Annotated in this window: 18 protein-coding genes and 1 tRNA gene; 10 read left to right on the top strand and 9 right to left on the bottom strand. The window is 40.6% G+C overall.

Annotation, left to right across the window (positions count from 1 at the left end):
- The first annotated feature begins 143 nt into the window (after positions 1 to 143).
- The 3 genes from H1R81_RS12815 to H1R81_RS12805 all read left to right on the top strand — a co-directional run bounded on the left by H1R81_RS12815 (position 144) and on the right by H1R81_RS12805 (position 2,574).
- Positions 144 to 878: a DUF4290 domain-containing protein gene (locus H1R81_RS12815; RefSeq protein ID WP_181841121.1), complete on the top strand. Its 735-nt coding sequence runs from the start codon at positions 144 to 146 to the stop codon at positions 876 to 878.
- Positions 879 to 1,023: 145 nt separating this feature from the next.
- Entirely contained in the window at positions 1,024 to 2,328 is a 1,305-nt protein-coding gene (murA, locus tag H1R81_RS12810; RefSeq protein WP_181841120.1) for a UDP-N-acetylglucosamine 1-carboxyvinyltransferase, read from the top strand.
- Positions 2,329 to 2,490: 162 nt separating this feature from the next.
- A tRNA-Leu gene (locus H1R81_RS12805) sits at positions 2,491 to 2,574 on the top strand.
- A gap of 110 nt (positions 2,575 to 2,684) precedes the next feature.
- On the opposite strand, the gene H1R81_RS12800 is transcribed toward H1R81_RS12805, so the two are convergent.
- Entirely contained in the window at positions 2,685 to 3,581 is an 897-nt protein-coding gene (locus H1R81_RS12800) for a hypothetical protein (protein ID WP_181841119.1), read from the bottom strand.
- Between the two features lie 194 nt (positions 3,582 to 3,775).
- Entirely contained in the window at positions 3,776 to 4,258 is a 483-nt protein-coding gene (locus H1R81_RS12795) for a hypothetical protein (RefSeq protein WP_181841118.1), read from the bottom strand.
- A gap of 331 nt (positions 4,259 to 4,589) precedes the next feature.
- Here H1R81_RS12795 and H1R81_RS12790 point away from each other — a divergent pair, with 331 nt between their 5' ends.
- The 4 genes from H1R81_RS12790 to H1R81_RS12775 all read left to right on the top strand — a co-directional run bounded on the left by H1R81_RS12790 (position 4,590) and on the right by H1R81_RS12775 (position 9,493).
- A complete protein-coding gene (locus H1R81_RS12790; protein ID WP_181841117.1) occupies positions 4,590 to 5,945 on the top strand; it encodes a tail fiber domain-containing protein in 1,356 nt (451 codons plus the stop codon).
- 454 nt (positions 5,946 to 6,399) lie between these two features.
- A complete protein-coding gene (locus H1R81_RS12785) occupies positions 6,400 to 6,996 on the top strand; it encodes a Crp/Fnr family transcriptional regulator (protein WP_181841116.1) in 597 nt (198 codons plus the stop codon).
- Positions 6,997 to 7,086: 90 nt separating this feature from the next.
- Positions 7,087 to 7,923, top strand: a complete 837-nt coding sequence (locus H1R81_RS12780) for a DUF2306 domain-containing protein (protein ID WP_181841115.1) — start codon at positions 7,087 to 7,089, stop codon at positions 7,921 to 7,923.
- Positions 7,924 to 8,317: 394 nt separating this feature from the next.
- A complete protein-coding gene (locus tag H1R81_RS12775) occupies positions 8,318 to 9,493 on the top strand; it encodes a hypothetical protein (protein ID WP_181841114.1) in 1,176 nt (391 codons plus the stop codon).
- A gap of 188 nt (positions 9,494 to 9,681) precedes the next feature.
- Here H1R81_RS12775 and H1R81_RS12770 read toward each other — a convergent pair whose 3' ends face one another.
- Positions 9,682 to 11,025, bottom strand: coding sequence for a neutral/alkaline non-lysosomal ceramidase N-terminal domain-containing protein (locus H1R81_RS12770; protein ID WP_181841113.1), 1,344 nt, complete (start codon positions 11,023 to 11,025; stop codon positions 9,682 to 9,684).
- A gap of 332 nt (positions 11,026 to 11,357) precedes the next feature.
- On the opposite strand from H1R81_RS12770, the gene H1R81_RS12765 reads away from it, so the two are divergent.
- On the top strand, positions 11,358 to 11,612 hold the full coding sequence (locus H1R81_RS12765; protein WP_181841112.1) for a hypothetical protein: 255 nt from the start codon (positions 11,358 to 11,360) through the stop codon (positions 11,610 to 11,612).
- A gap of 49 nt (positions 11,613 to 11,661) precedes the next feature.
- Here H1R81_RS12765 and H1R81_RS12760 read toward each other — a convergent pair whose 3' ends face one another.
- Together H1R81_RS12760 and H1R81_RS12755 are read right to left on the bottom strand one after the other, a co-directional pair.
- Positions 11,662 to 12,420 carry a DoxX family protein gene (locus H1R81_RS12760; RefSeq protein WP_181841111.1) on the bottom strand — a complete coding sequence of 253 codons (759 nt, stop codon included), beginning with the start codon at positions 12,418 to 12,420 and terminating at the stop codon, positions 11,662 to 11,664.
- A 90-nt stretch (positions 12,421 to 12,510) separates the two neighbouring features.
- Entirely contained in the window at positions 12,511 to 12,846 is a 336-nt protein-coding gene (locus H1R81_RS12755) for a hypothetical protein (protein WP_181841110.1), read from the bottom strand.
- A gap of 238 nt (positions 12,847 to 13,084) precedes the next feature.
- Here H1R81_RS12755 and H1R81_RS12750 point away from each other — a divergent pair, with 238 nt between their 5' ends.
- Complete coding sequence (locus tag H1R81_RS12750; protein WP_181841109.1) at positions 13,085 to 13,954, top strand: sugar phosphate isomerase/epimerase; 870 nt, start codon at positions 13,085 to 13,087, stop codon at positions 13,952 to 13,954.
- A gap of 87 nt (positions 13,955 to 14,041) precedes the next feature.
- Here H1R81_RS12750 and H1R81_RS12745 read toward each other — a convergent pair whose 3' ends face one another.
- Positions 14,042 to 14,800: a DUF4262 domain-containing protein gene (locus H1R81_RS12745; protein WP_181841108.1), complete on the bottom strand. Its 759-nt coding sequence runs from the start codon at positions 14,798 to 14,800 to the stop codon at positions 14,042 to 14,044.
- Between the two features lie 242 nt (positions 14,801 to 15,042).
- On the opposite strand from H1R81_RS12745, the gene H1R81_RS12740 reads away from it, so the two are divergent.
- On the top strand, positions 15,043 to 17,046 hold the full coding sequence (locus tag H1R81_RS12740; protein ID WP_181841107.1) for a M13 family metallopeptidase: 2,004 nt from the start codon (positions 15,043 to 15,045) through the stop codon (positions 17,044 to 17,046).
- Positions 17,047 to 17,783: 737 nt separating this feature from the next.
- On the opposite strand, the gene H1R81_RS12735 is transcribed toward H1R81_RS12740, so the two are convergent.
- From H1R81_RS12735 to H1R81_RS12725, 3 genes are all read right to left on the bottom strand, one after another.
- Positions 17,784 to 20,051 carry a 3-coathanger stack domain-containing protein gene (locus H1R81_RS12735; RefSeq protein WP_181841106.1) on the bottom strand — a complete coding sequence of 756 codons (2,268 nt, stop codon included), beginning with the start codon at positions 20,049 to 20,051 and terminating at the stop codon, positions 17,784 to 17,786.
- A 333-nt stretch (positions 20,052 to 20,384) separates the two neighbouring features.
- Positions 20,385 to 22,484, bottom strand: coding sequence for a glycoside hydrolase family 127 protein (locus tag H1R81_RS12730; protein WP_181841105.1), 2,100 nt, complete (start codon positions 22,482 to 22,484; stop codon positions 20,385 to 20,387).
- A 377-nt stretch (positions 22,485 to 22,861) separates the two neighbouring features.
- The gene (locus H1R81_RS12725) at positions 22,862 to 23,542 is read right to left on the bottom strand and encodes an HAD-IA family hydrolase (protein WP_220275220.1); all 681 of its coding nucleotides are present in this window, start codon (positions 23,540 to 23,542) and stop codon (positions 22,862 to 22,864) included.
- Positions 23,543 to 23,567: the final 25 nt, after the last annotated feature.

Below are 23,567 nucleotides of genomic sequence, written 5' to 3'. Positions count from 1 at the left end.
ATTTATCTATCCTTTCAAGACATTCTACATATAGTAAATTTATTGGTTTGGATAGACCAATGAGACGTTCGGTTCGCCGCGCCATTGCAATAGGTCTCTACAAAAGAATATTATAGCATCACTCATTACATTTTTAAAATATCGTGAAAGAATACGGTAGTAACATTCAGAAATTAACCGACTATATTATTAGTCTGCCCGATAAAGAGCAACGGACAAAATATGCGCATATCCTGGTAGAACTGATGCGTCAGATTCACCCGAATATGCGTGAAGGCATTGACTATTCTAAAAAACTGTGGGATGATTTATATATCATTGCCAACTTTGACCTCGATGTGGATAGTCCGTTTCCGGCTCCTCCGAAAGAGATATTAGGTAAAAGGCCTATGTCAGTTCCTTATAACCAACATCATCTGAAACATCGGTTTTATGGGCGCAATCTTGAATTGCTGGTCTTGAAAGCCATGATTACAGAAGATATAGAAGACCGCAAGGCTTTTATCTCTTATATGGTGCGGCTGATGAAAAACTTTTATCAGACCTGGAACAAGGATTCGATTGAAACAGAAGACTGCCTGCAACAGATATTGGAGTTGTCCGGGTTCAGATTTCAATCGGAAATAGATGCATTGCGCCGTGATGGTTTGATGGAATCATCACCTAAAGACGGAAACGGGAGCCGTCAACGCATTCCTCAGCCTCAACAAGGACAGGGCGGTAGCCAGTTCAGAGACAGACCTGAAAGGGGAGAGCGTGATAACCGGGACCGGAACCGTAATGATAACCGTGACCGTAACAAGAATTTTGGCGGTGGGTATAAAAACGACCGGAATAATAACAACAATAATAATAACAGAAATAATAAAAGGAGATAGTAAGGCGGGTGTTTTTCTTCGCTTCAATGGCATTGGCCGGCTGTTTCTCTGTCTCTGTGCTGAGAAATATGGTGCGTACTATTGATTGTATTCTTAGTTTAACACCCTCAACATTTCAAAAATAATAGCATTGATATTCTGAAATATGGCATCATTTAAAATAACAGGCGGAAAAAAACTACAGGGAGAAATTATACCACAGGGGGCAAAAAACGAAGCGTTACAGATTGTATGTGCGGTTTTGATGACGAAAGAGCCTGTAACGATTCATAATATTCCGGATATCAGAGATGTAAACAAACTGATTGAATTGCTGGCAGATATGGGGGTGCGCTGTGAAAAAACGGGAGTAGGGTCCTATCGTTTTCAGGCCGATAATGTGAATTTTGATTATTTTGAAACACCGGAATACAAAGATAAAGCTTCGGCTTTGCGTGGGTCTATCATGCTGTTAGGGCCGATGCTCGCGCGCTTTGGCAAAGGTAAAGCCCCTCGCCCCGGTGGTGATAAAATTGGTCGCCGGCCGTTGGATACCCACTTTACGGGTTTTCAGAAATTAGGCGCAGAGTTTATCTATGACCCTAATGACGCTTTTTATACAGTAGAGGGCTCGAAAATGAAGGGGGCGTATGTATGGATGGACGAGATTTCGGTTACGGGTACGGCCAATGTATTGATGGCTGCGGCCATGACCGAGGGAACTACCACTATTTATAACGCTGCCTGTGAGCCTTATCTGCAACAACTGAGCAAGATGCTGAACAGCATGGGTGCGAAAATATCAGGGGTGGGATCGAACCTATTGACGGTTGAAGGAGTAAAAGAACTACACGGCTGCGAGCATACGATGCTGCCTGATATGATTGAGATTGGCAGTTTTATCGGGATGGCAGCTATGACACAATCGGAGATTACGATTAAAAACTGCCGGATACCTGAATTGGGGATTATCCCTGATGTGTTCAGGAAATTAGGGATTCAGATGGAGTTCAGAGGTGATGATATTCATATTCCGGCGCAGACGCATTATGAAATCAGTTCGTTGATTGATGGGTCTATCCTGACGATTTATGATGCACCCTGGCCGGGCTTTACGCCTGACCTGATTTCGATTGTATTAGTAACAGCGATACAAGCCAAAGGTACGGTGCTGATACACCAGAAGATGTTTGAGAGCCGCCTGTTCTTTGTTGATAAACTGATTGATATGGGGGCACAGATTATTCTCTGCGACCCACACCGTGCCAATGTGATAGGGCTGAACCGAGAGCATAAGTTAAGGGGTATCAGAATGACTTCGCCGGATATACGTGCGGGGGTATCTTTGCTGATTGCGGCGTTGTCGGCTGAAGGCACGAGCATTATTGATAATATTGAGCAGATAGACCGGGGGTATCAGAATATTGATGGCCGCCTGAATGCGATAGGAGCGGAGATAGTGAGGATTTAGTGATTGAGTGATTTAGTGAATGAGTGATTAGAAGAATTAATTAAAAATAATCACTAAATCACTCATTCACTAAATCACTCAATATTTTTTATAAGGAATTTTGAATTGTAAACGCAAAGCCTTACCTTTGCAGTCCCAATTCGAAAGAATACCGAGGGATATGCCCAGATGGCGGAATCGGTAGACGCGTTGGTCTCAAACACCAATGCCTTCACGGGCATGCCGGTTCGACTCCGGCTCTGGGTACACAGTAAACAAATAGATGACCGTAATTAATTGATTTTCAATTAGTTACGGTTTTTTATTTTGTTGGGATGGTGGGTTTGTTAGTAGTGGTGTTAGTGACAAGAATTATTTTATTTTTTTCCGCTACGTTTTGTCATTTTAGTTACTCCTTTTCCTGGTACTATTATCGTTGCTGTTTTAGCATCTGTAAGTAATTCTTGCAAAATTTTTCCAACAGGTTTTTTTGTTTTTTTGCTTTCTTCAATCGCCTGTAGAATTATTTCACTTGAAATTGTTTGGCCTTCTGGAGCTTCAATAATCGTATGTCTATTAAATGGTGCATTTTCAGAGTCATCTGTAGTAATCATTAAATCATCTATTATTTCAAGGTTTTTCTCATCCTCTATAATACCAACACCATGTCCAAAAGAATGCCCCCATTTTACTCTATCACTAGCTTGTTCTAAAAGTTCAAGGACAAATAAGTCATGATCTGAAAAAGGAATATGAAAGTCGTTAAATTTAAGAAATATTCTATCATCGACTTTCATTTGTAAATGATAATGTGGAAATGCACCAATTTGTGCATTAGGATGCCCATCTTTATCTGTATACCCAATAGAAAAAGCCCACTCTATATTTTTGTACTTATAAGTAGTTTCAAGATATGAAGTTGTAGAGGTTTCTTCTTTTAAGTCATTTACATTGATAAACAACTTCTCACTATTTGCTAGCCATCTAAAATAAGAATCTAATTGAAAGAAGCCAAGAGGTTTATTAAGGTAGTTTTCGAAGTTTTTCTTTTTTATCCCATTGGGATAAGTAAACCAATGAAAGCAGGGTTTCTGTTCTACAAAATCACTCATTTTTTCTCCACAAATAAAACATTTTCCAACTTTCAAATTGTCTATGAATTCTTTATAAACACGTTTATTTTCTTCATCTTGTAAATGAGTATTTTTTTCAATCACTTCCTGTGGAATTGATGTTATAAATTCATTCAAGTTTTTGTTTTTATATGGATTCATTGCCTTTTATTTTATAATAATACAGAGTTAATAAATACTTTAAACAAAAGATACACATTACTTTTATATGGCTAATTTAAAGAGTATTTCGTAAAGATAAAATTATTTCTCGGTAGTTTTTTATTAACTACTAAAAAGCCTTAAAACTGGGTCTTAAGGCATTTAGCAAAGTCAAAATAAGATTCATTTGCGTATTAACTTAACATTTCCACTCCATAAATGTCTTTTCCATCAGTAAACCTATTAGGATATATAGTAAACTCATTATTATGAAATCTTTCATTGAATTCATTAAATGCTTTAATACCTGTCAGGTAATCATTTAATTCTGCCCAAGTCCATTTTTCATTTCCAATTAAGTTAAAATAATCTTTTATCTGGTCAATTGTTGCATTATAAACTAAAGAGCGTCTCGCGAAGCAATAGGTAATGAAAGACATTTCACATTCAGTCATTTGATACTCATCAAGATAGAAAGCCTGCATCTCGTTTGGTTCAACTGGTGTTTGTTCTTTCTCAACACTTCTTTGTTGATGTGCTTTTTGCTTGCAACTATTAGAACAATACATTGAATCGGCTCTTTTAGCTTCAAAGGCTTTGCCACATTGTTTACATTTTTTCTTAACCCTTTTTTTTGATTGGGATTGTTTGTAAATTAGTATTTGATTTTTTAGCAATTACTACTCATTCAAATAAATATCATGCTCAATGCCGAAGCATTTTATGACGCCTGCAAGACACTACCGGAAAGAGGTATGGCTTAATTGATAGAAGATGAAGTAGTTGCGAGTGTTCCTTAAAAACACAGCCGGGTGGGCAGATTCAGGATATTCAGTTTTGAAGTATTTAATCTAACGCTACATATAAGATTTAAAAGCCTCGTAAAGCGGACTTCACAATTAGGAGTCTAAGTCTTTACTTACCCTACATACAGGCAGGTTCGCTCGTTAAAAAGCTAAATTTTAACTAATTCCATTTAATCAATTCAACCAGTTTCTAATAAAATCTATGAAAAAACTTATTCTTTCCTCATGTATTTGTTTGATGACGATTCAGACTTTCGCTCAGCTATTTGTCACTGATGCTAATGACGGGCAAATCACGATAACCCCTAAAGGTGTTACATCCGGCCTGACAGCCGCTCCGGGAGGCTCACCATCCAAAGACCCAAGCAATATAGCTTTTGGCTATTATCCGTTTGGTTTTCTAACCACAGGTGTTTACAATACGGCTATGGGTTTGTCGGCTCTCTATTCTGTTAATACCGGAGTCCATAATACAGCTATCGGGGCAAAGACACTCTTTTCTACCGCAAATGGTAATTATAATACTGCCGTTGGGACATCTGCGATGGAAAAGAATATCTCAGGTACATATAATGTAGCCATCGGATCAGGGGCATTGTTCAATAATGTGTCTAAACGTATGAATACCGCAGTAGGCTATAATGCCATGTATTATGCTAATAATAGGGATGAATTCATTCTGAGTGAGACCTATAATACAGCTGTCGGATTTGAAGCCTTGAGGGGTACTGTGCAACCTGTAAATAATACAGGAATGTATAATACTGCTGTTGGTGCATTGTCTTTACGCGATAATGCAAATGGTGAGTCAAACAGCGCTTTTGGCGAGGGGGCTTTAGTTTTTAATGTAACCGGAAAGGAGAATACAGCTATTGGCAGAATGGCGTTGATGTCGAATATTCATGGAAATTATAATACTGCGGTAGGGTATAACGCATTAAGTCTGATAGCAGGTTATACTACTGCTACTTCAGGCCATGATAATACTGCTATCGGAAGAGAGGCTGGCAACCTGATAAGTTCGGGTAGTGACAATATTGTGATAGGGGCTAATGCTCAGGTACCAAATGATACAGCGGATGGACAAATACAAATGGGTATAGATGCTGCCACAATCACGGTTGCAAGAATAAGAGTTGCCTGGACTGTTACATCAGACAGACGCTATAAAGAAAACATACAGGATATACCGCTTGGTATCAGCTTTATTAAAGCACTGCGCCCTGTTAGTTATCATCGGGTTGGTAATACCAATAATGATATTGAGATGGGTCTTATTGCACAGGAACTGGAAGCAGCTTTACAAAAAGCAGGTAGCAAAGATTTAGGTATCATTCACAAAGACGCAAAAGGTTATTATTCTGTACGGTATAACGATCTGTTGCCACCCATGATAAAGGCCATGCAAGAGCAACAGGATATGATTGAGCAATTGCAAAAGGAGAATACGCAATTAAAAGCCGAAAACAAAAACTTTGAAGCCAGATTGACAAACATTGAAACGATGCTCACAAACAGAGTAAAACCTGATAGTAGTATAAGTGAGGATAAAAGATAGTGGTTTTGATTTTGAAAAAAATTATGGAAAACGGTAAGGGGAGATTTTGAATGTTATCCTAATTTGAGATTTAGAAACTGTTTGAGTTAATCTTATTGAACTAAAAAAGCAGTTGCTTTTTGACCAATAGTACACAGTAAATAAAAAATTAACCGTAATTACTTGATTTATTAGTGATTACGGTTTTTTATTTTGTTGGGGTGGTGGATTTGTTAGCAGGAGAGTCAGTAATATTTTTGATATAACTATTACTCAGCTACTAAAATTTAAGTAATTTGCTTTTTTGGCAATTAATTAAATTATGGAGGTTGTCTGAGTATATAGTTTTACAAGTGAGGTGTTTTCTGGCATGAACTGTTAAAGGTCTGTTATAATGTAATAACTTCAGAGAGGTTGTGAGATTCCTTTACAGAATAATTTATTTTCAAAATATATTCTTTCTATTGTTTTTTCTATGGAACATTATTTTACACAATTATTCAATTATATAGAGGAGAGCATAAAGTTACCAGAAGTTGATAAGACGTCTATTCTTCAATCGTTTCAGCCGGTATTTGTTCCTAAAGACACAATTATTGAGGCTGCCGGCCAAATTCCTCAATATCATAACTTTATTGTGTCAGGCCATATGCGGAATTTCTATCTGGATAAAGATGATAATGAAATAACTACTGATATTAATAATGGCCCCCGTTTTTTTACTTCTTATTTTCATTTTATGAATCGTACGGTTTCCAACGAAAACCTACATTGTATTTCTGACTGTGAATTGCTCAGAATCAATCGGGAAGAAGTTGAAATGCGGGCGCAGACCAGTATCACACAAAAAGACTATACGATTCGTATTTTACAGAAACATCTCGAAGAAGACAAAAAACGGATTAGTGATATGATTAACCTGACAGCAGAGGAACGTTATCTGAAGCTTTTGCAGAATCAACCCAATATTATCCGGCATGTTCCACTCCGCTATGTTGCTTCTTATCTGGGCATTACACAGAGACATCTGAGCAGACTTAGAAAGTTATTTTCTGCCGGACGCCTGAACTAATATACAACCGCTCATCCTTATTGGACATTTGTCTATATGCCTGCAAAAAGTCTTGTCTTAAGTTTGTTCTGAACTTAATGCTCAATTCTTATGCAAACTAATGTAGATATTCTTTCACCTCAGCCAACAAGTAATGCGCTGGCTACAAAAACGCTTACCTTTGCCGCCTCAACCTGGCTGATTATTGCTACTGCTGGCCAATGGGCATTTGGTTTTTATATTCTTCTGTTTTACGGGAAGGCCGCCATTGCCGGTGATTTTGAGCATTGGAATAAGGTTCTGCCTCATGGCTATGTTCCGGGTGACTGGAAAGGAAATCTTATCGTGGCTATTCATGTCTTACTCGCGGCCATTATGGTTATTGGTGGTCCTTTGCAACTTTTTCCATCCATGCGGCAATACTTCCCGGTCTTTCACCGATGGTTGGGGCGAATATACATTTTTGTGGTATTTTTGGTGAGTACTGCCGGCTTAACTATGGTCTGGACACGTGGTGCGGTGGGCGATTCAGGTCAACATATTTCTATCAGTATTCAGGCTGTTTATATCATTGTATTTGCTTTATTAGCCTTTCGCTATGCCAGACGCCGCCAGTTTGCTGCGCACAGGATATGGGCATTACGTCTCTTTATGGTTGTTAATGGTGTCTGGTTTTTCAGAGTAGGGCTTATGTTCTGGTTAATGGTTAACGGTGGCCCTGTAGGTTTTGATCCTGAGACCTTCTCCGGGCCTTTTCTTACATTATTAGCTATATTCACTTATGCTATTCCACTTTCATTGATTATTCTGGAATTGTATTTTTATGCGCAACGTAAACAAACTACTGGCTTGAGTTTCTTTACGGCTACAATTATTTTTGTGTTTACAATTATTATGGGGATTGGAATAATCGGTGCAGCGATGGGAATGTGGCTTCCACGTGTGTAAGGTTATAAATCTGAGTGCCAATGCAAGATTTATAATTCAGCAAAAGTTAGAAATAGTCTATCTTAAATCTCTCAGGATTATCCACCATTTTATTGACATACAAAGCAGTAAAAAAATAGCATTTATTTCTGAGACATATTTCCTGAATAAAAATGGTAAACAGGATCATTGTTAATGTGGCAGATAATAAAGAAAATTCATTAATGGAATAGGATCAACTCAAACAGCGCTAAAAGCAGGCTTCAAAGCCGTGAAAGTAAATAGTAATTTTTCTGTTATCAGATTTAAATAACTTTTATCTTTGGTGTAATTGTTGCGTTACATTACGGAACAAATGAATAAATTTTGCTGTTCAGACTTTAAGTTTTGCTATTTCAATTAATAAACCTACTGCATGAGATTATTTTACCTGGTTATTTTGCTGACTATACTATTGACTAAAGTTGTAGCACAAGATGTGTATAAAACCGGATACGTTGTAAAAAGCAACGGAGATACGCTTAGAGGAAGTATCTCGAATATCTATTCTTCCAAAGAAATAAAATTCAGAAAAGACAAAAAAGATAAGCCTGTGTTGCTTATGCCAAGCCAGATTAGTGCTTATTCTACTGAGGGGAATGTCTTTTATTCAAAGGTGGTTTCAATTACTAATTACAAGGCCGTGAAAACGCTGATGGGTGGAGGGTCTATTGAAGAAACATTTTTACTGAAAGATGACCATGCCGGAATTATAAAGGATACAGTGTTTCTGCAAAAACTGATTGATGGCAAAGTGAGTCTGTACCGGATGAGCTACTTGTCGGGTCTGAAGTATTTCTATGTTGAAAATTCGTTTCAGTTGGTTGAAATCCCTCAGAAATACTATGATTTTAAACTGGATGCACTTTCAGCAGAATTTTTAAAAACATTGCCGATAGAGCAGGTTCAGTTATCGCTCGGGAAATATTACAGGCAGTTGGATTACCTGAAGGTATTGATGGTTGCTTTTGAAGATGATAATTATTTTAAGGAGGCTACGCCTTTTGTTTACTCCGAAAAGAATATTATTAATGCTGTAGCAGACTATAATAAGGATAGGGGTATCAAACGAGGGGGAAAGATTTATAAAACTAATCTGAAAAGGATTTATGTCGGGGGTAATATTGGCATGCTCAAAGTAAAGAAAGATGATTATATTAATTTATTTCATCTTAAGTCTACGGCAAGTTATGATGTTTATGCCATGATACCTGTGTATGGTATTAATAGAAGCACGTTTATAAAATTAGGTTATTGTCATTACAGTTATGAATCTGATGTACGGGAGAGGTCTATCCGTAAAGCCTATCTTGGGTTCAGGTATCAGTTGATGGATTATATGGTAAAACCTTATCTGGGTTTTAATTTTAGCTATGGTAAACAATACCTGAACGAGATTAAATCTACCAATACTATATCTGCCATTTTTGAGTATGGCTTAATTGTGTCGATAAAGAGGGTGCATCTGGTATTGAATGGTGGGGTGACCCCTTTCAATTTCAGAGAACATGGCTACAAACTTAACTCTTTCTCGGTGGGGGTGTTGTTGTAGGATTTTTATTACATTCGTGGGAATTTAGGGAGACTTTGATGTATCCTGAAGATTTCGTGTACGCACAGGCCAGAGCCAGGAAAAGGGACTTTGGGGATTGCAGAGAGGTCTTCTTCATTCCTAAGCCCCGAGCCCTCAAAGTCCCTTGCGTGCCTAATGTAGACTCTGAGGGAGCACAGTACAAGAACCTACCTACCCACTCCCCACACCAGCCCATCAATCACCTCTCCAAAATACCGCCCGTTATATGGCCCGAACCAGTTCATTTCCTGGGTTTCCATTTTAGGTGTATCATAATATCGGTCAGGCGTAATATAGCCCACATAGCCTCCATTAAATGAGGTGATAATCAGATTTTTACCCATCTTCTCCGCCACAGAATCAGGCGACCAATATAGCATCCCTGAATAATCGCAGGGAGTACCTATCCAGACCATGTCACCGATGCGTAAGGCATTGATACCCACTTCCTGCTTCCCCATCAACCAGTTAAAGACCCACGGACGGAGACGGATATGTTTCGTTAATCGCAACTGAGGCTCATGCAAAGCCAATGGGAAATAAATCGTTCGTAGCAAAGAAGTAGTGTCTGTTTTAAGCGAAGAACTGCCCGATTTAATCATATTAGCAAGGTTATCAGCAATCAATTCAGCCCTTTCATACCCATCTTTACCATTGTCTGCCGGACGCATACTGCCTACTGCCCCTGCAAAAAAAGCAGCAAAATTATATAATCCCGATTTCTCCAGATTGCTCACCAACATACCCGGATAGTCCGCACTTATCCGGTTATCAGCTTTTGGAATATCTGTCGGGTGGGCGGCATACGTCAGTATCAGAGCAGATTCTTTGTTAGCCTTTTCTATTTTCATGATTCGCAGATAGGGGTCTTCTATGGCTGACTCTCCGAACAAACGATTGGTTATGTAGTCTCTGGCATTGATTTTCTGGAAGCCGATTTTGCAGACAGAAGCCGATGAGCTTGCTTTTTTAACACTTCTGATAATGGCATCGGCAATTGTTTGAATCATCTGGTCATTCCTTGGGCCGGCTATTGCCCGGCCCGCCAGTCCACCTGCCCAACCACCTGCACTGCTATGCGTATGTGTGGCACTGAAATAAAGCTGTTCACGGCCGAAACCCAACTTGGCAAGTGCGGTAATCACCTGCGCTGATACTAAAGGGGGGGCAATCAGTAGATCCATCGTGATCATGGCAACTTTTTGCTGGCCGTTATCTAAAACGATTGCCCGCACATAGATGCTATCATGTAGGGCAGATGCCGGATTTTCGCGAACGCCATATCCGGCGATATAAGTTTCAGCATTGGTATTGATGGTTTCTTTACTCCACCCGGCTTTGAGGGTTGTTCCGAAGCCACCATTGATTCTGAGCTTGTTGAGCTGGCTTCTGGTTTTTGTGTAATAGCCGGTTTCTTCAAGGGGTTTATTATCGGTAAAAGTGAGCAGGGTTATGGCTATTACTGCCAGTATGCCAATGAACCAGGTGAGGATTTTAACGAGTTTTTTCAACAGGTTGGTTGGGTTTTGATAAGAAGTGGGTTTCCGAAGACTTATTCATTACAATAATAGTCTTTTTAGGTGTAAGAATACAAGTAACATGTGAGTTTAATTGTTTCATTGTGCCATAGTTTGATATATTTGCGCATTGATGACAACCCGGGTTTAATGATTGAGATTTGCGAAGCAAACACTTCTTTCGTAAAGATGTATTGCTTTACCTCTGAAAGGGAACGGTAATTGTTGAATTATAATTAGTTGATAACCACATGGTTATGGTGTGCTGTGTGACTTGATAATATTTAAAACTCAGAAAAAATAACATTAACAATCAATTAAAAAAAATGCTTGATACTCAGGATTATACTAAAATGACACTCGAAGAATTAAAGGAAGAAGAGAAAAAAATAAAATCACAACGAGTGTTGATGGGGGTGTTTATAGGTTTTTTACTTGGTATTGCTATTTATTCGGCTTCAAATAAAGGATTTATTCTGCCTGTTATTTTGCTGATAGTTGCTTTTCTGGTTGGCCGCAGAAACTCACAAACCATGAAAAACCTCCAGACAGAAATAACCCGCAGAAAAAACGGAGAGTGAGTGGCTGGTTTATCCTGTAACAGGTTTATATAAACCTGTTACAGGATGATTACTTTGCATCAGTTTTGCTTATTGTTGTCTTATCATATTTTGCCAGACAACTATCAAGCGGTTGCCCCTGCTTATAAATACAATCGCAAAAATCCTGACAAGCCGCCGGATTTTTACTGCCTGCACATTGATTCCGGCACTCTTCCTCAGAGTTGCCCGGCCCGATTTCAAACAAATAGAAAGTACCGAAAATAATAAAAGCGAGGAGGGCAAACGAACCACCAAAAAATATAGCCCGAAGCCGCCATCTCAAAGGCTTTGTTATGACTGGTGCCTCTGTTCTGGCTTGTGCAAATGGCAGAATTTGTTTTAAATAGGTTTTATCCCAGATTAATAAGAAAACGTATTTCAAACGTTCATATTCCCATACTAATAGAAACAGGTTTGCTAATAGTGCAAACGTAACGGCACGTGTACCGGCAAAGCGGGTAGCATAAGTAAGTACAACAATATTAATCATAATAGGAAAATACATCAGAGCACCTAATAAAGCTGTTCTCGGAATCAGCAATAAAATGGCTGCTGCAATCTGACCGATGCCAATAAAGGTGTAGTAATAGCTTGTTTCATGTAAAGCATAAAAGTAATGACCTAAAGGATTATTGAAAGGTAAACCTTCGGCAAACCGTTCGCCTATCACTTTAACATAGCCTGCAATGAGAAAGGTCACGGCCAGAAAAACACGGCAAAAAACAGCAAATCGTCTGAACCACTTGTCGGCCTTTGCTTCATTGTATATTTCTTCAAATCTGTTCATATAATGGGTTAAATGAATTGAAATGAACCAATGCAGAGTATTTATTTAGAATTTTGGCATAAGCAGCAGCACAGGAGGCTGTCTGTGCATTTATGCTTTTTTGAGCCCGAATATCTTATTAAGCAGGTAATATATCACAAATGCGATGGCTGTCCAGTATAAAACAAACGCAAAAAGCAGGAAGGGTGGTGGCGGGTCTTGTAATTCAAATAAAAATGACAAGGGTCTCAGCAAAATATATTTGATGGGGAATATAATTGTGGACACGATGCTTTTCCAGGTTATGGGTGAGGCGGCTCCGGGAAAGATGTCGCCGTTCATCGGAAATAGTCGTACTTCTTTACCCAAAAGGGAATTAGAAACAAACTGAAATACAAGCGCCGAAACGACGAAGTAGATAATGAATCTTGTTGTTGAAATCTTCATAAGGAGGTATTTATAGATTTTAAAAGTACTTTGTGATTCAAAGTTAATGATCTGTTCCGGATTTCAAAATAGTTGAAGAAAATTTATTTGTCAGTCATTATTCACGATAAGACAATTCGGAGAAGAAATTATACGATTCTATATTGTCTTTTTTTTAGATATTAAAATAGTTTCCTACATTTGCTTTAGAAATGGGTGTAAAGCTCATGATTAAATATTCTCTAAAAACTCTTATCAAATGAAAAAAGTACTTTTTTTCAGACTTTTAAGTCTGGTTATCTTGGTGTCAGTGAGCTTGTCTGGTTTTTCTCAAAAAAAATCAGGAGGCATGACACTCTATACAGTGCGCAATGAGATGGGCAAAGACCCTAAAGCAACTTTGAAACAAGTGGCCGACCTGGGTTATAAATACATAGAAGCAGTAGATTATAAAGATGGCAAATTCTATGGAATGACACCCGACGAATTCAAATCTTATCTAAAAAGTCTGGGGCTTACACCGATTTCGGTTCACATGGGCTCTATGACACTCGACAACGCCGATAAACTCGTAGCAGACGTAAAAGCCGCCGGATTTACATACTTCATAGCTCCCGTACCACCAATGGGCATGTTTAAATTCGACGCCAAAACCAGAAGCCTGACAATGGACCCTGATGTGGAGAAACTGGCTAATATCCTCAATACAATCGCGCACAAAGCCAAAGATGCCGGATTGGAATTTCTATATCACAACCATAACTTTGAGTTCGAAAAGAACAAAGATGGTATAGTGCCGATAGATTATCTGTTGGAGCATCTCGACCCTAAATACGTAAACTTCCAGATGGATTTATATTGGGTAACCAAAGCAGGTGTTGACCCGGTAGATTATTTCAAGAAATACCCGGGTCGTTTTAAAATCTGGCACGTGAAAGACATGGATTCACAAGAACGTTTCGCTCCTGTAGGACAAGGAAAAATAGATTTCAAACGCATACTGGATAATAAAAAGCTATCAGGCATGAAATACTATATCGTAGAACAAGACCAGACTTTCGATGGCATGAAACCATTCGAAGCCCTTAAATTAAGCAAAGAGGGTTTGAAGAAGTTTGGGTTTGAGTGATTGGAGTAGGATTCTGATTTGTATTTGGTACTGAAATAGGTTTATATGAGCCTATTTCCGTACCAAACACTCAAAAATATTTTAAGGCTAAGCATCTCTCTCAATATCCTCAGCCCATTCCCATTCATCCTCTTTACTATTTCTCCAGGCTCGCCAGCCATATCGCAAATGATATATGTCGTTAATACTGGGGTCAAGCTTTGTGATTTCTTCTAAACATAACAGTTTAGCATCATCTAAATTCGGTTCTAAGCTGGTGTGAAATTGCCAATCACCATCTTCATTATGATAAACATATAAAATCGGCTCTCCTTCAAATGCCTGTCTGGTGGTATAAACCCCTAAATTTCGCTCTTCATAAAATTTATAATCAGTATTTCTATCGAGTAATGGTTGTCTGAACCTCCAGTCAGGATTAAAACCCTTATCCCACGGAAAATGATGTTGCTTGTCAGGCCAGACCAATTGCAAAACCGGAAAATCAAAATCCCTATCATAAAACCATCCGGCATATCCCAGATAGTCAGCATAAAATGCTTTATCAACCTCGACAAACTGAACGTCATACCCTTCCAGAAAGCCAGAATATAATTGGTTTGGTGTCAATGATTCACCTTTTTTCACTAAATCACTCGCATGATTGACGATAAATCCCATTACATCAGTCTTCAAACCAAAACAAATAATTTCAGGATGCCCGTAGTTTTTATATAAGCCAATAGAATAAACAAAACCGGGTAAATAATTATCAAGTTCAATCAGGGCAAGATGGCATCCAAACTTTTCAATGTCAGCTAGTATAGCCTTTTTTGATTCAATATCGTGTTGAGTGTGTTGGTCGTTCATAGATGATTAATGTGGGTTATTTTCTCTCAAAGCTTTTAAAGCTAAGTAAGGAAACTAAAGCAGGTGGCTATTAAAAAGGCAATTTAATCAATAGCTCCCATTTTTAAATGGGGTAGTAAAAGGAAAAATATCCTTATTGGCTTTAGCCAAAGGTGCTTTCGTCTCTTTCCCTTTGCCCTTCCCAACATTTTTCGTATTTTCCCACAAAAAATCACAAACACCCATCACTCATAAACAAACGCATGAAAAAACTCTTTCCTCTTATCTTTTTGGCTTTCGTGGGCATAAAAACCGCACAGGCACAAACCGTACATATTACCGACATTGACACGAGTGTTAAACCCGGTGACGACTTCTTTATGTTTGTGAATGGCAAATGGTACAATTCCGTCGAGATTCCATCAACCCAGACTGGTGTGGGGTCTTATTCATTCCTCAATTTTCCGCAGCGTATCCGAATGCAGGGCATTTTAGATAGTGTTTCTGCGGCTAAAAATACAGCAGGAAGCATCGAACAGAAAGTGGGAGACTTCTATGCTTCGGGTCTGGATATAGCTACTATCAACAAACGGGGTTATGAGCCTGTCAAGTCTTTGCTTCAACGCATTGATGGTATCAAAGATGTGGCTTCATTGATGAAATTTGTCATTGAACAGCAGAAGGTTAATAATTACTCAATTATCGGGTTTCGGGTAGGGCCTGATATTAAAAATAGTGCTATCAATATCGTAAACCTGGGTCAGACAGGTATCGGATTACCCGAGAGAGATTATTATTTCCGAACCGATTCATCGACCCTCAATATCCAGAAGGCTTATGTGACTTACCTGACTACTTTATTTATGTTAACGGGTACTGAGGCATCGGCTGCGGCTAAGATGGCGGCGGCCGCTTATGGCATTGAGAAAGAACTGGCGGCCTCGCACAAAACCAATATTGAGCGCAGAAATGTGCAGGCCAATTACAATAAAATGAAACTGGCTGATATTGTGGCGAAACAACCGAACATCGGGTGGGCGGCTTATTTTAGTGGTTTAGGTTTGAAAGTAGACACGCTGAATATGCAACAACCAGCCTACTACGACCGTCTGAACTCCTTACTGGCTTCGGCATCCATAGAAGACTGGAAAGCCTATCTGAAAGCAAAATCGCTCACGGCCTATGCTGATTTCCTGAGTAAAGACTTTACTACGGCGGCGTTTAATTATTCAAAGATTCTGACAGGGCAGGCTACCCAAAAACCACGTGGCGAAGAAATCACCGAAGCTGTAGACCGTTCGCTGGGGCATTTACTGGCGCAGTTGTATGTGAAAAAGTATTTCCCCGAAGAAGCCAAAAAACGGATGCGGGTATTGGTAGATAACCTGAAAACTGCTTTTGAAGCACGCATTACAAGGCTCGACTGGATGAGCGATGAGACCAAAGCCAAGGCCAAAGAAAAACTTTATGCTTTCACAGAAAAAATCGGGTATCCTGATAAATGGAGAGACTACTCGGCGGTGAAAATCAATCGTGGTACTTATTTTGAGAATCGTCTGGCTACAAGCCGGAATGATTTTAATTATATGGTTTCGAAACTTGGTAAGGCCGTCGACCGCACCGAATGGGGTACTACGCCGCCAACCGTTACGGCCTACAATAACCCTCCGCTCAATGAAATTGTGTTTCCGGCAGGGATTCTGCAACCGCCTTATTTTGATCTGAATGCCGACGATGCCCTTAATTACGGTGGAATAGGTATGGTGATTGGTCATGAGATTACGCATTCATTCGATGATCAGGGCGCGCAATTCGACAAAGTGGGAAATGTAAAAAACTGGTGGAAGGATGAAGATTTCAAGAAGTTTAAAGCTCGTACCCAACAGGTAATAGACCAGTACAACCAATATACCGTATTAGATTCGGTACACGTAAAAGGGGCATTAACCGTAGGCGAAAACACGGCCGACATAGCCGGGATTGCTATTGCCTTTGATGCCTTTAAACTGACTGACCAATACAAGAAAGGAGAAAAAATAGACGGGTTTACGCCGGAGCAACGTTTCTTTATTTCGATTGCCCGTATCTGGCGCGTAAAAACCAAAGACGCCTTTATGCGCATGTACGTCAACACCAACCCCCATTCCCCGGCCCAATGGCGCGTAAACGGCCCATTAATGAACTTCACGCCTTTTTATGAGGCATTTAATGTAAAACCGGGGGATAAGATGTATAAGGCTGAGGCGGATAGGATTGTGGTTTGGTAGGGAGCATTGAGTATATAAAGAGGTTAAAATTAAACGATGGATACTGGGATTGTTCATCCAATTTCTGACCGATTAGCCCCTTTAGCGTTTGCAACTGTTTCGTTGATAACAAAAGGTTTTGTCCACGTCAACGAAACCCTAACACAAGGTTTTTCAATAAAGTAATCACGGATTATTACTATTAATTTGTAGGAAATTTTATAAATGTCTTGTTTTAGTACAAATTTCAAATGACCCCTAATAATAAAAAATGCCTCAAGGGTTTCGTTGCCTACGAAACCCTTCTTCATAATTCTCATGTTGTTTGTTATGAGTAATGCTCATAAATACGTTTTTTTCACAAGCCTTAACCGCACAGAAATACTTTATACAAAAAAAGTATAATAATTGATATTGGCAAGTTAAAATTTGTAAAATCAGACTGTTGGGGTGGTTAGATTTTAGCTGGAATCGTTCAGTAATGGATGCCTTATATTTTTTGTTTTTCATAGTCCTTGGTGTTACTTTTTTAGCTGAAAAAAAGTAACCCTAGCCGGGCGTCCAAAAAGCAGGACAGCCTGTCTGGCCATCATTTAAACTCGTACAATTAAAAACCTGTAATACCTCTTATTTACGCATAAATCATCTCTGGGTTTTTAATCGTAGACTGGCTGTCCGCCTCAACAGGAAATGACTGTATAAGGTTACAATTTTTAGTTGTCTAGTCCTGAGGCTGTTCAAAGAACTAATATCATTCCCTACCCACACCCCTTAATCACCGCCGAAAAAACACTGTGCTTCTCTACCACAAATCCTGGCTTCAATGTAATAGAATTACCCGCCTCAAACGAAACATTTGGCGCAGGGGTGTAATCTGGCTCACCGATTTTTTTGGATGATTCTAAGGTCAGGATGGCTTTTATGCGTTCTATGCCTGTTGATGTATGGTTGGTTACTGTGGTGTTTGTCTGAGCTACTACTACATCTTTGCTGGATAGTCCGCCTGAACTGCATTGGGCCATATAGGTAGTGGTTACCAGCGGGCTTACCTTGATAGAGGTGCCTGTATGATTGGTGTTGCCGTCTGTCCAGGTAATTGCGCCGTTACATCCGGTGGCTGTGAGTGTAATGGTGGTATTGGGGCAAATGGTCGGTTTTTCGGGAGAGATAATGATAAAAGTCTGCCCGTTGCAATTGGCGGACTGTAGAATAACGATGCTCTTTTCAGGGCCTCTGCAACCCATCGCCGACTCGCTCCAGCCTTTGTAAATACCCGGCTCGGTTACCAATCTTGTACTGTTATTAGATGCGTTTGCTCTCATATTTTGTGTCGGAGTACTCCAGTAAAAATTATCTGTCGGGCTGACGGATTGTCCGGTCAGGATGGCTGAACCTCCTTTGCAGATAGCGGGAGTATTGGTGGTGATATTGGGTGCTGCCGGAGTGGGATTCACCACAATGCTGAATACCTCTGACGAGTCACTTGTGCAGTCATTATCTTTTGTACAAACCCTATATAGGGTATTGACAGCAGGCGAAACAGTAATGGATAAACCCGTAGCCCCATTAGTCCAAAAACAGGTACCACTGGCATTGTTGATAGAGGCCACTAACCGGATGCTTTCGCCGCTACAGATGGTAGCTGTACCTGTAATAGTGGGTTTGTCGGGTTTGGGTTTCACCATTAGCTGTGCTGAGGCTACCCTGACACTGCTACAGCCGCCGTTTTCGCAGGCGGCATAATAGATGGTGGTTATGGTAGGGCTATGGCTCAGGTTATTGCCTGTACCAATGGCTGTGCCGCCGGAGGCGGTGGTGTACCATTTAAGTGTACCGGCACCAAAATCAGCCGAAAGTATGACAGGGCTACCGCCGCAGACTTCTGCCTTGTCAACTGTTACGTTATTAGGTACAGAAGGGTGTTCATTTACTCTTACCTCGTTGGTGCGTATGCGCTCGCTGATACAAGCACCGTTTTCGCAGGAGGCGTAATAAGTGGTGGTGGTATCAGGTGTTACCGTAATTGAATTGCCTGAACCCACAAAAGTACTGACTCCGACGGGATATTGATACCAGGAGGCTGTTCCGATAGTACAAGTGGCCGATAAAGTAATGCTTTCGCCGAGGCAAATATCGTATTTACTGGCTACTACATAGGTGGGAAGTTCGGGCTGAGGGATAACCTCAACCGGATTGGTAGGTACTCTGGGGCTTTCGCACATCTGGTTGATACAAACGCCATAATAAGTAGTGCTTGCTTCGGGCGATTGTGTGCCACCGTCGAGTACTGACCCACCGATGGGGGAGTCGTACCAATATGCTCCGCCTGATGCGCAGGAGCTGGTCATGGTAACAGGGGTTGAGCTACATATTGATACTCTGTCTATTAAAACCTGTGTAGGAGCGTCTGGCACATCCAATACCATCACGGAGTCGGTTGGGATTCTGTTGGTGGTGCATACCCCATTATAACATGCGCCGTAATAGCGGGTATCCTGCTCCGGGATAATATTGAAACTATTGCCAAAGCCCATGCTATCGGCTTCGGTCTCGGAACGATACCAGACCAATGTTCCCCCGGTACACGAACCTGTCAGCTGTACTTCAGTACCTCTACAGACTTTCGTTTGATTGATTTGAACAATATTGGGCATAGTGGGTTTAGCAAATACCTGAACCTCCTGTGTGGCTACCCGGCTGCTCTCCTGAAAATCATGGTAGCAGGCAGCATAATATCTGCCATTGGTGATAGGCGCAATTTTGAAAGATGTTCCCTGGCCTATGAGGTTTGTGCCTGTGGGGGTGTCATACCATAAAACTGTTCCGGTATAGCAGGTAGCTTTCAGGTCGATACTATCACCCACGCAAACCCTGTTGGTAGCTGCCAGTACATACATGGGGGCATCTACTGCCTGTTTTTCGGGATTGTCTTTTTTTAGGTCAGGTGTATGTGCGAAAGTCAGGTTAGGAGTTAATATACATACAACTAAAGCTATGCACTTTGTAAGAGTAAAGACTTGTTTCATTTGCGTGAAATTTATTTTAAAAGGAAGATTTGTCTTAAATTTTAGTGTTTAGCTAACTGAGCTAATACTTAATGGGTAGAAACCTGATTACAGAAGTTACAAGGCTACCTACTGTAATGGGTAGACAGCTGTTGTTCTGCTATAAGCAGTTTGTTTTTGGGGAGATATTCAGGGAAAAACAGGTGAGATTGTATGAACTGTTTCAATAGGGTATAACTCTATTGAGGGTGGATTTGTTTGGAGGAATGAGGGTTTTATTTTTGTAGGTTGATCGGGGGTGTAAAAAGGTTATTCAGGGGCCATAGAAAACCCCTGAATAGTAGTTAGCTATTTCTATTTTTTCAAGGCCTCCAGCGCGTCTACCCAAACTTTATAGCCCTTTACTTCTCTGTTACCCACAGCATAATAGGGGATAGCAGTAAAGGTTAATTGTTGTGAACTGCTGTCGGTGGCTACTCCACGAATGACGTTGATGCCATCAAGCGTTTTTGGCTCAAAATCAAGTTTGAGAGAGGTGCTTTTCAGAATCTTCAGTTGGTCGAGGTTTGCATTATCTACATTTTCGAGGCTATAAATAATAGGGCCGGAAGCAAGAGCCACTTTGCCTGTTAAATCCTTTACGTTGTCGCTGGCAGTGATGAGTCTGGGTTGCATGGGCAGTTCTAAACTCACTACATCGCCTTTTTTCCATGTTCTGTTGATGATGGCATAGCCGTCTTTCAACTGTATATCCTGAACCTTGCCATTTACAGCCAGTTTGACACCCGAACCCGGCTGAGAGTGATAAAGCCCATAGGGGTTTTCTTTGCCCTGTGCCCAGCCGGGAATCCTGAGGTATAAGGCAAAGGGTGATTGCTTCTCAGGGTTCAGTTTCAACTCAATCTTGCCATTCCAGGGATAATTCGTTGTTTGCTCAATTGTTGTTTTGATGCCTTTGGTTACTTCTGCACTGGCCGAGCTTCCTACAAAAAGATTGACATATAAACGCTCAGGGGCAGTGGCATAGATATAATCAGGCATGGCCGACACGATTTTCAGAAACATAGGCGGACAACAAGGGCATGAATGCCAGTCCCACCGTGAATGTTCATGCGAATTAAGCGGATTCTGATAAGTATATTTAGTACCCGATAACGAAATTCCCGTCAAGACATTGTTATATAGCGTACGTTCAAATTCATCTATGTATCGGGCATCACCTGTCAGTTCGTTCATACGCTGGCTGAAAAAGCCTGCACCAACCGCCGCACAGGTTTCCAGATAAGCATCAGTGGGCAGGAAATTATCGGGGCCGAATTTCTCGTCGTTATGGATAGCACCCACACCACCTGTTACAAACATCCGCTTACCCACCATATTATTCCAGAGTGCATGAGCCGTACGGATATAGTCAGGCGAATGGTTTTCCAGAGCTGCGGTGGTAATACCTGTTGCCAGTAAAGTGGCTCTTACGGCGTGCCCTTCAATGGTTTTTTGCTGAAAGACCGGAATGGAGTCCTGCGCATAATCTCCCCATGTCGGGCGATTGGCATTGCCAAATTCCTGACTTTTATATTGCTGGTCTTTAATCCATTTTTCTGATTTATCATTACCCCAACTCAACCAAAGTGGATAGCCCGCATTTTTACCTCTGTTTTCTATCCAGAATGTAGCGAGATCATAATACGCCTGTGCGTTTACTGGCACTTTGATTTTGCTTTTAAGCTCAGGATTTTGCTTGTAAAGCCAGTATAACTTAATCAGGGCTTCTTCCGGGCCTGAGTGTGCAGGTACAATATTTCTTTTAGGTGCAGGCCCCATCAGTGCACTCATATAGTTGGCATATCTGGTGGCTACATCCAATAGCTTTGTTTTTCCGGTGGCCTTGTAATAATGCACGCCTGCATCTACCAGCATCCCTGCATTGTAGACATCATGTTGCCAGCGCAGAAAGCCACCATTATCGCCCCAGCGGTGGGTGGGTTCTTTGAGGTCGGTATAGGTATTGATATAGCCGTTGGGGTCGGCCTGTTGTGCCAGTGCAATGCGGTCAATAAGGGCATCGAGGCGGGCTTCTACCTGCTTATTGGGGTGTTGTTTTAACAAATCACCAATGCCACGGATAGATTCATAGACCAAGCCATCAAACCACGGCAGTCCGGCATGGTGATTGATGCCTTTTTTACCTTGCGCCACGTCGTCAAAGTTTTTGAAAACGTTGTTTTTGTTCCGTTCTTCGGCCGTTGTCAGGTTATTGGCTTCAAATTTATCCAGCACATCGTTGGCGGTAGTGGTAGCATATAAATCGAGTTTCGGCTTCCAGAACGCGTCGATGATTTTTACGTCTTTGACTGTCTGGATTTGATTGACTGTTGTTTGTGCCAGTACATTAGTTGAAGAAAGGCCGGCTATCAGAATTGAGATAATAGACCAGCCAGTTGAATGGTTTTTCATGAATGAGGTTAAAGTTGTCATAAGGTTGAATAATATATTCAAAGATAGGGGTAAATTTGATAGGAGGGTGGGAGATGGGGGATTTTTAATGTTGGGGTTGTCTCGACAGTGTCTCCCGTGTGCGGTTGCTTAAAGTGTAGAAGGGAACACTGTCGCCAGAGGCCTATCTGCTCCCCAAATGCCTCAGTGTCCCCTTTCTGACTATGGGCTTTGCGCACGGTAGACACTGAGGGGACGGAAAAATAAAGAATTAATCTTTCTCAAAACCTCACTATTTTATCTCTACCTATTCCTAAATCCACGTAAGAATAACATAAACCAAAAAAAGACCACCCCAAAATGAGGCAGTCTCAACAAAATATCTTCTCACCAAACTCTCACCCCACAACCCCCAAAACCTCCATCAAATCCCCAATAATATAATCAGGATTGGCTGATTGTAGTTGCTCGATAGTATGTGCACCGGTAGTAATACCGATACTTAAACCACAGCCTGCGTTTTGGCCTTCCTGAATGTCTATGATTGAATCACCTACTTTGGCTATTTGGGTGCTGTTGGTGATGTTGAATTTTTGCATCGCAAACTCTATCATGTCAGGGTTTGGGCGGTTGCGGGGTACGTCTGAGGCGGTTACCAGTCCGTCGAAATCTTTGCCTGTTTGCCAACCTAATTTGTCGATGATGGATTGGGCTGTGGTTCGGTCGTATCCGGTGTTGAGAACCGTTAATATATTCCTGTGCTTTAATTCGGTAAATAATTCAATGGCATTGGGTTGGGGGAGAATCTCTTCTTTGGCGTAGGCTTCTGCCAATTGAATAATAAAGTTATCGTAGATGCGGGTGGTTAATTCGGTATCGTTTATATTGGCATAAACTGATAAGATGGTTTCGATTGCCTGTCTTTTTTCTTTGCCTGCGCCTTCGGCCAATACCTGATCAAGACTAAAATCAAAACCCGCTTTTTTGATAGCCTTTTGCAGGGTTTTATATACTACATTATTTTCGTTGACTGTAGTGCCTGCCATATCAAAAACTACCATACGTATTTTGTTGCTCATAGGTTCTTCTATTGATTGTTTTAAA

Origin of the sequence: Emticicia sp. BO119, assembly GCF_013912375.1 — a bacterium.
Taxonomy (GTDB): Bacteria; Bacteroidota; Bacteroidia; order Cytophagales; family Spirosomataceae; genus Emticicia.
Note: the sequence above shows the minus strand (reverse complement) of the source record. Positions and strands in the feature narration are given on the sequence as shown.